Source organism: Seonamhaeicola marinus, from assembly GCF_008085455.1.
Window position 1 is genome coordinate 510 of the sequence record NZ_VSDQ01000522.1, and the last position, 315, is coordinate 824.

The 315-nt window shown below is 26.7% G+C and carries 1 protein-coding gene; it reads right to left on the minus strand.

All coding sequences use genetic code 11. The annotated features are described in order from the left end of the window. A partial coding sequence (locus FUA24_RS08055) for a methyltransferase domain-containing protein (protein ID WP_148541236.1) occupies positions 1 to 315 on the minus strand: 315 nt, incomplete at both ends.

Sequence of the window (315 nt, forward strand, 5' to 3'; positions counted from 1 at the left end):
AGCTGTAAAGAGAAATAAAATATTTAAGAAATAGGGTTTGATAGATTTTGTTTTATTAATTCCTTTATGATGAACTATTGAATATCCTGCATTCATGTACATTCTTTTAATTGATTTTGATGTAAAAAACCTTAGGTGAGTGTAATCCATAACGCCAGATTTAGCATATTTCCAATCTTTTTTAAATAAAAAGTTATACATCGCACTATGATATCTAACATTAGGTATTGAGCTAATTACTACTCCATTTTGTTTTAATTTAATTTTTATTTCTTTTAAAATGGTGTCAGGGTATGATACGTGCTCAAGTACATC